Genomic DNA, 8372 nt, shown 5'->3' with positions numbered 1-8372 from the left:
CAGAAAATGCGAGAAGCCATTCAATTCTTAAGAGAAGATGCCAAGAAACAGCAGGAATTTAACCAGGCATTAGTCGAGAAGCTCGACGAGCAGCAAACCTATATTGATAGCAAATTGGAAGCACGGGATCGTCAGCTGATGCAGGCCTTGAAGGAGACGCAGGAAGCAAAGAAATTAATGCTGCAGGAAAAGGCAGAGCAAGCTGAAAAGAAAAAAGGATTCTTCTCACGTTTTTTCAAATGAGGAGCGTCTCAGCCACTATCCATACTGTCATACGACACCCACGAATTTGTGGAAGGGGAGAAAAAAGAATGCCACACAAAATTACGTTAACAGGCAAGCCAGTGAGTACATTGCGATCCAAGAAGAATTGCTACACATTCGACATGGAGGAAAAAGGCTCTCCGGCAGCCCCCAAAGGTCTTCCAAAAAGTTCAACCATTACCTATACTGTTTTTATCACCCAAAAGCAGTTAAAAAAAGCCGGTTTGACAGAAGAAAATATTCAAAATGAAAAAATTATGGTGCAGGGAGAACCCACACTAGATGTTCCAGTGGATGATTGTCCGGGCGAGATCGGTGTCGTTTGCTTTCAGGTTTCGTTGATTCCTGAAAAACAAAAAGAAGCTGTGAAGGCAGACAAAAAGCCAGTAAAAGAACCGGAGAAAAAAGAAGAAGTGAAGGAAAAAGAGCAGCCGAAAACCCCAGAGGGAACAGAAGATTTTGTGGCACTGGATCAGATCAAGGTGCCGGAAGAATTTTTGAAGTACCAGCCGACTCCGTACAAGACACAGCTGGTAATCGACCATGTAAAACAGTCTGGCATGTTGGATGAACCGATTACGATTGATCGGGAAACCAAGGTACTCATAGATGGATACAGACGTTATATTGTGGCTCAAAAGCTAGACATGAAAATGGTTCCTGTTATGTACGGAAAAACAAGCGTGGAAAGCTAAATAGACAGAAGAGCATAAGGAAAACGTGCTATCACTTTCAGTGTTAGACTAGGCAGAGCCTAGTGTTATCGCGATATCGCGAAATTTTGATTTTGTCACACGGTGTGACACTAAAAAAAGCCTGTTTGTCACACAGAATGACACCTAAAAAAGCCGTTTTGTCATTCAATGTGACAGTTTAATGCTTGCTTCATCGACTAAAAAAGTAGGTTGTATGTTTATGCTTTTACGTATTCTAATAATATTATTTAACTAATGGATTGGGTGTTTAAGAAATGAAAATGTATTATTGTGAGGACATAGAATATCACTCTACTTTTAACTGTGATATTCATGAAAAGCCCTTTGATTGTCCAGATCAACTTACCAATTTCTTTTACAAAAAAAGAACTAATGAGCAGTGGCAAGTGCTTAATCAAATACGTTTCTCTGTTCATATTTTATAGTAGAGCAATGAAAATAAGTTGATTTGTATAATTGCTCCACTACTTTTCTATAAAGGAGGTGGGGTGATATGAGTTATGTTGCTCATGGACACGGACGCACTTTTGCGCTAATTGTTGTGTTGTTCATTCTTTTAGTCATCATTGGAGCTTCATACTGCGGCGGGTGGTAATTAATTTAAATAGCTAGCTCCACGCCACATCCACTATATCCTGCACTCGGCGCCATTTCAGCGCTTAGAAATGGCGCTCCTGCGACTCTGAGGCTACTTTTTTTGATGTTGGGATAGCTGCCCTCGAGATTATATTGCCAAGTGACAACCCAGCCACGAGGACGCCTTCTATAATAAAAAGCGGTCCCCTCGCAGGACCGCTTTTATTATAGATATTTGTTTTTCTCCGCAATAGGCAACGTTTAACACACGGCATTTCAACACTTACACATCCCTCTTACTTGCACTGGACCGCCGCGGCTTTTTTGTGTTTTTCTCATCTAATGAATACTAGTTTATTTGCCGTCATATTTTTCTGCTTTTGAAAAACAAAAAAGATTCTTGAATAGAATATTTATCTACGCCAACGAATTTATCTTTACCAGAATGCTGCTGCTCCTAAAGCAAAGCCACCAACTGCAGCCAAAGCGACCCGAGCCCCATATCCTCCTCCATAAAACCCGTACCCGCCTGCTCCGTAAAATCCATAACCAAACCCTCCTAATCCTTGAGCTGGACGAATCCAAACGTGGTCTCTCGTCACTCTAGTGATTTTCCCTGTATAAACCCTGCCATCATGACAAGTGATTCTAACCGGTTTTCCATAATGCTTACAACAAAGTCTGTATATATCTTGAAAAGGCATAAATATCCTCCTTTCTATTTTAAATTACAGGTTATACTTAATAATTTATGCAGAAACCAGATTATTGGAATAGACAAGAGTTTATGAAAATAAAATCTATTGATTTTTAAATATAAAGCATTCTTATCAGGGAATATATGGAATGTAAATACAAAGGAGAAAGTACCTAGCCTGTTTTAAACATTTAAACGTGGATTGACGATTTCGCAAAAACCTAAAAAGGGCAAATAACAAAGATTTTTACTTTATGCATTTTGGCAGTTTCTATACTTTATTTTAGGTCGAACAGTAACTTTTTAAAAAGCCCCCATAATTAAAATAAATAAGCACAAAAAGGCACCTTCTGAATCAAAGAAGGTGCCTTTTTGTGATTTTGCTGCTGTAAGTTAAATTTTTATCTTTGTCTCTTCTACTCTTTTTGTAAAAAATTATTCACCCGGTTAACATATGGTGTCTTATCATAGGAAAAATACAAATGACTCGAAAGTTTAATCGGATCGCCAAAGAAAAACCGTTCATAGAGCGTTTCACGTGTGCCAAATGAGCTCATCGTTAAATCCCATGCTAAACGGAAAATCTTAACTCGGTCCTCTGCATTTCTCGATTTAGCCTGCAAATACTGGTCCAAATCCTTTCTAATAATTGACTTGAATGTATTTTCTGTCGGGATTGCCATCAATCCACTTGCACCTAACAGTTGAATAATTTCAGTAAACCTTGGGTAAACTCGCGGGAAAAAATTGATAGCGATTTGTAGTGTTGTTTGATCTGGCTGCATAAATCCCCATTCGTCGATTTTGGCTTCAACCTCTGATTTAATCACTAAGGCCTTCAGCGTTTCTAAGGCTACAATAATTTCAGAAGCTTTTTCCTGAACGTGCTGGTATTCTTTGATATTAATGGTATCGATGATGGACTGGACAATCCCTAAAACAAATTCTGTTTTAATAATCTGTCTAGAGACCGTTTGATGTAATGTCAAAGGCAACACCGAACTAGCATCTATGAAGCTGTTCGATACTTCTGTGTTGTCATAATAAAATACGCGTTCCCACGGAACCAAAACATTGTCGAAAATAACAATCGTATCCATTTCCTCAAACCGCGAGCTTAATGGATAGTTAAATGAAGAGTCTCCTTCAACAAATGAATCCCTGCAAACAAACGTAAGACCTTTACTATTACTAGGTATAGAAAACGCAAAACCTTTCGCTTTATCTTGAATTCCTCCTGCTGAAAAAAGGACTATTTCGTCCGTTATCCCACCCTGTGTTGCCAGCAGCCGCGCACCTTTTACGATGATCCCCTCTTTGTTCTTTTCTACCACTTTCGCTGCAATAGGTTCATCGGTATCTTCAAAATAAAATTTTGCCCGATTTACTTGCGGGTCAATAAAGGTATGTGTCATGGATACGTCATTTTCGCGTGCATATTCATAAAAATTTACTATATTTTCGGGAAAACAATTTTCTTTTCCTCTTAAAAAATCTGCTGATGCTGCAAACGCCATTAACATTGTATTCATATAATCGGGACTTCTTCCCATCATTCCATTGTTAGATAGAGCCCATTGTTGGATCATTGCCCGTCTTTTTGTTAGATCCTCTTTTGTTTTTGGCTGTAAATAGGACATACCCACTTGGTCTCCAGTTGATGGCGATTGATAGGTCATGACCTCTTTAAGTGATTTATTATGCTGCAAGTCATATAGCGCTGCTTGACTTTTCATGACTCCTTGAAAGGCAGGATGCTCAGAAATTTTGCCTGTCACAGGAGCTCCATCGATCCAGATACTTGTTTTTAACTGATCAATCCGTTTAATGTAATTATTGCCAGTTATAGCAGGCATAAGAGTGCACCCCTAAAAGTTAATTACCTGTTTTTGTAATGGGCGTATTGAAATAGATCACCCATTTCTTTAGTCATAGCATATGTATATGTGTTGTTTACGGACAAAATCCAAAAGAAGTAGTCTAATCAAAAAATTTTTAAGTTTTTAAAACGCTTTGGCTTCTAAAGGAAAAGCCAAAGCGTTTTATATTCAATATCGGTCTATTATTGATCTGTAAAACGGAATATAACATAAATGCTATTTTGTTGTATTTACAACACTCCCTTTTTTAGAATCGGGGGTGTTTTTTTGCTGCTTATATTAAATGGTGCAGGTTTTGGCAGTACTGCAAGTCGGTGTATACAATTGATGGGTTTAAAGGTATATTTTACTAATAAAACAACAAGGTGATTATAATGAAATATACCGGAAGAATAATAACAGCAACGTTAGTCTTTATCATTAACTGTTCATATATAAGCTATTACTTTGTAGTAAAGGGACATGTAGAAATCATTGAAAAAATAGGATTGCCGGTAATGGTTTCTATTGCCTGGTGGTTTGGCAAACAGTATGATAGAGCCAAGTTTTTTTCTGAAAAGGACCCTTTAACTGAAGTTTATAACAGAAGGGTTGTTTATAAATCATTCTCTAAAATGGTCAGTAAATCAAAAAAGGGTGATAGCAAGATCAACATCTTGCTTATTGACATAAATAACTTCAAGAAGATAAATGATATTTATGGTCATGAAGAGGGAGATGCCGTTTTAAAAGCAGTATCTAATACTCTTGTTGCCAATCAAAATAAATCAGAAATCATTGCAAGATGGGGTGGAGATGAGTTTGTCATTGTATCTCCATCTGATGTTTATAAAGATCAAGCAAAGATCATTGAAAAAATTGAATTTGCAGTAACAAAAGAATTGGGAAAATGTCCGGAAATTACGCCTGATTTAGGTATAGCAATAGGAGTGGCTGTATATCCAGACGAAGCAAGAACGCTAAATGAATTAATCAGTATTGCTGACAGTCACATGTATAAAGTAAAACGGAAGAATCAGAAGCCAAAAACATTGATCTAACAGCCGGTATATACTAAAAATGAAGGAATAAAAAGCGGAGATGAATGCAACATAAATAGAATTATGTTACGTTAAAAAGCCTCGGGATTATTCCCAAGGCTTTTTCTATTTGAAATTATTTTATCAAGGTTAGATACGTAAAAAAGACTACTATAAGCCCAAGCCATATAACAAGCTACCTAACCCACCATATCCGCCGTAAAACGGTCCATATCCACCGTAAAACGGTCCATATCCACCGTAAAATGGTCTGTAGCCACCATATCCACCGTAAAACGGTCCATATCCGCCGTAAAATGGTCTGTAACCGCCATAGAACGGTCTTCCATACCCGCCATGAAAACCTCCATAAAATGGTCTTCCGAATCCTTGGACCGGTATTTCGCTCTCGTTCTCGTTCTCATGAACTGATACTTCCGAAATATCCATGTTTTCACCTGCTTCCCTTGAAAAAAATATCTTGCCCTTTACATGCTATGATTCATAGCCGGGAAGGAGCTTATCCTACCTCCGATATATGCAAAAAACAGAATACTTACAGCCCGATGAGCATAGAATAAGGGGGAAATTTCCTCCGTGATTTCAAAAAAGAAGACTGTTCGGAACAGTCTTCTTTTTAAATATATAGTTCTGTTTCCCAATGCAACATAAATGTAATTATGTTGCATTGAAGCGGAAAATAACGAATAAAAAACAGCCACAATTCGTTTGTTCTAAGAATTGTGGCTGTTTTTATCCTGTTTTTCAATCTCTTCCCTTGTGATGGGGTTTTTTCTTCGGATGGTGTTGTTTCTTCGGATGGTGTTTTTATTTTTCTTCCGGCCGTCACTATCATCGTCGCTGTGATTTTTCTTCCAGTCATCCACTACATATGGATCAGAGTCCTGTCGAATAAATCGTACCGCATTTAAACCGATCATCTGAGCTGGTATGGCAGTGTTGCCATCTGGTAAAATAGGGGATATGGAAAGATCTGCGACTTTCAGGTTTTTAGTACCGAAGACATTGAGATACCCATCCACAACTCCTTCTTGAATGCTCCCAGCCATCCTGCATTGTCCGCCGAAGTGTTGAATATTGCGGTATGCAGCTCTAACATATTTAGCAATCTCTGCTCTTTTTTCTGCCTCATTTGTCATTTCAAAGACATCTTCAGCAGGGTATACCAGCTTATAAATCCCTTCAGGATCAAGTTCCCGAGCTTTCTTCATAATTTTGTAAATGTCAATATACTGATTGATCATGAATTCTAAATCATTCGGATCTTGCAATGGATTAAGCTTAACGGTTGGATAAGCCTCAGGATCGCTGTGAGCGGCCAAAATTGTTCCTCTGCTTCTCGGGTTATTGTCGAAAGGACCAATACTCATCACATTCGTCTTTTTATTTGGATCAAATGCCCAGTTGTTTTCGAAGATAACTGGTGGTGGAAGAAAAGAAGGTGTTATGTTGCTATAAATTTGAAGGCGGCGGCCCCCTGTTTCACCTTCTCCTTTATGAGCACCTAGTGGAAATGGCAGGTCAGGGTCAGCCTCTCTCACTTCTAGAAGCCGGCTGGTCTCTACTTCAACCCCTACCCCACCAGTAAATTGAGCCTGGAAGTTGTGTCCGACATTAGGGCTCTCTATGAATGTTGATATACCGATTCTAGCTAAATCCATAGAATTTCCGATTCCTGAACGTTGAAGGATGACCGAAGAAAAATTTCCTGCAGAAAGAACAATTCCTTTGTTCGCATAAGCCCTTTTGGTTATTCCATTCTTGACGTACTCGACACCGACAGCAACCTGAACTCTTTTTTGTTCTTTAAAAAGAATTTTATTCACTGTTGTTTTGGCGAAAATAGTCAGCTGTCTTCTGCCAACCCCAAATTCATCAGTTTTGAACTCATTTCCTTGTGTAACCACATCATTATCTAAATATCCAGTTGCCGTTGAGGAACGAACAAATCTCCCGTTCACTATTTTATTCGTAGCCTGTGATTTATAAAATGTGCAATCTCTTATACCTGTATTGTAGTCTTCAACAATTGGGATATTCAAAACAGCTGATGTTGCTTGAGCTAAAGTAGTGACAAGTCCATCTTTGGGAATGATTTGCTGTCTCACAAAAATCGGGCCTTTTCTTCCTCGTTCTTCCGGTTCCTGTGTGTTCCCTATATAAGTTTCATTTCTTTTGAATAAAGGACTAACAGTATCATATGCCCATTGAGGTCCAACAAGCTCTGCCCACTGATCATAAAGTTCACGGCTTCCTCTTACTGCATACATGGCATTATGTTCGGAGCTTCCACCAATTGCTCGACCGCTTGACATTCTTAGCTGGCTGTTAATATTAGGTTCTAAATTAGTCATCACATTAAACGAGTGTCTGTTATCGGTAGATAACAGGCCTGAGCCTGGGTTAGAAGCACTGCTTAACTCATTTGTCATGTTTGTCCCTGCCTCAAGAGTGAGCACAGAAGTTCTGGAATCATCTGATAATTCCTTTGCGACAACCCCCCCAGCGGTTCCAGCCCCAATGACGATATAATCAAAATATTTTTTTTCTTCTTTATGTGACACGCTATCATTCCTTTCAACATGATATTCGGGATATTTCATCCTTTGCTTTTTGGACTTTTCATTTTATGCATGCAGCCACAGGGATAGAATATCCAGTTCTATGTTTTGGCCTGCTTCATTCTGGCTGGATCTCTATTGGGAAAGTACGGCCTTCTAACGATGCGAAAATTGCAGATTGAAAGAAAAGAAGCTGAAAAATCGAATGTAAAAATGAAAGGAGTCTATTTATTAGTTTATTTGCGGTTTGGAGTTAGGAGCAAGTCACCGATTTACCCGCACATATACCGGTGTCATTGATAAATATACCGTTGAAATATGGTTACGCGCTAAGGTAGACGCCCTCGCCGTTTTCAATATAAAGCATCCGATAAACTAAGCGTATGGAAGCTGGGAGCAACGTGGGAATGTCCCCTGCGTAAACCTCCAATAATTATTCAAGCGGTCACATTCCCCGACCGCTTTTTTATGTGCCTTTCGCACCCATTATAGGTTGAAAAACGCCCCAGATCTTTAAAGAGTCTAAGGTGTTCCGAATACAACATAAAGGATATTATGTTGCATTTGAAAAAGACTCCGGCTTCCTTTGCAGCTGGAGTCTTTAACGTACAATAGGGACAAACAGATGGATAATATAA

The 8372-nt window shown here is 38.8% G+C and carries 9 protein-coding genes; 5 read left to right on the top strand and 4 right to left on the bottom strand.

All coding sequences use genetic code 11. The features are described from left to right. The 4 genes from NLX67_RS22080 to NLX67_RS22070 all read left to right on the top strand — a co-directional run. Window positions 1-243: DUF3967 domain-containing protein (locus NLX67_RS22080; RefSeq protein WP_254313556.1), on the top strand; the 243-nt coding region annotated here is incomplete at its 5' end. Between the two features lie 68 nt (window positions 244-311). Beyond that, window positions 312-959, top strand: a complete 648-nt coding sequence (locus NLX67_RS22075; protein WP_254313555.1) for a ParB N-terminal domain-containing protein — start codon at window positions 312-314, stop codon at window positions 957-959. 275 nt (window positions 960-1234) lie between these two features. Then, complete coding sequence (locus NLX67_RS23410) at window positions 1235-1405, top strand: DUF6980 family protein (protein WP_375143445.1); 171 nt, start codon at window positions 1235-1237, stop codon at window positions 1403-1405. 68 nt (window positions 1406-1473) lie between these two features. Next, a complete protein-coding gene (locus tag NLX67_RS22070; RefSeq protein WP_254313554.1) occupies window positions 1474-1575 on the top strand; it encodes a YjcZ family sporulation protein in 102 nt (33 codons plus the stop codon). Between the two features lie 418 nt (window positions 1576-1993). On the opposite strand, the gene NLX67_RS23135 is transcribed toward NLX67_RS22070, so the two are convergent. Beyond that, a complete protein-coding gene (locus NLX67_RS23135; RefSeq protein ID WP_309143164.1) occupies window positions 1994-2158 on the bottom strand; it encodes a hypothetical protein in 165 nt (54 codons plus the stop codon). A 511-nt stretch (window positions 2159-2669) separates the two neighbouring features. Continuing rightward, window positions 2670-4109: a 4-hydroxyphenylacetate 3-monooxygenase, oxygenase component gene (hpaB, locus tag NLX67_RS22060; RefSeq protein WP_254313552.1), complete on the bottom strand. Its 1440-nt coding sequence runs from the start codon at window positions 4107-4109 to the stop codon at window positions 2670-2672. Between the two features lie 398 nt (window positions 4110-4507). Between hpaB and NLX67_RS22055 the strand changes: the two genes are divergently transcribed. Then, on the top strand, window positions 4508-5173 hold the full coding sequence (locus NLX67_RS22055; protein ID WP_254313551.1) for a GGDEF domain-containing protein: 666 nt from the start codon (window positions 4508-4510) through the stop codon (window positions 5171-5173). Between the two features lie 179 nt (window positions 5174-5352). Here NLX67_RS22055 and NLX67_RS22050 read toward each other — a convergent pair whose 3' ends face one another. Beyond that, the gene (locus tag NLX67_RS22050) at window positions 5353-5577 is read right to left on the bottom strand and encodes a hypothetical protein (RefSeq protein ID WP_254313550.1); all 225 of its coding nucleotides are present in this window, start codon (window positions 5575-5577) and stop codon (window positions 5353-5355) included. A gap of 309 nt (window positions 5578-5886) precedes the next feature. Further along, on the bottom strand, window positions 5887-7737 hold the full coding sequence (locus NLX67_RS22045; RefSeq protein ID WP_254313549.1) for a GMC family oxidoreductase: 1851 nt from the start codon (window positions 7735-7737) through the stop codon (window positions 5887-5889). Between the last annotated feature and the right edge of the window lie 635 nt (window positions 7738-8372).

It is taken from the genome of Domibacillus sp. A3M-37 (assembly GCF_024213455.1).
Classification (GTDB): Bacteria; Bacillota; Bacilli; order Bacillales; family Domibacillaceae; genus Domibacillus; species Domibacillus tundrae.
This window is presented reverse-complemented; position numbering and strand designations above follow the sequence as displayed.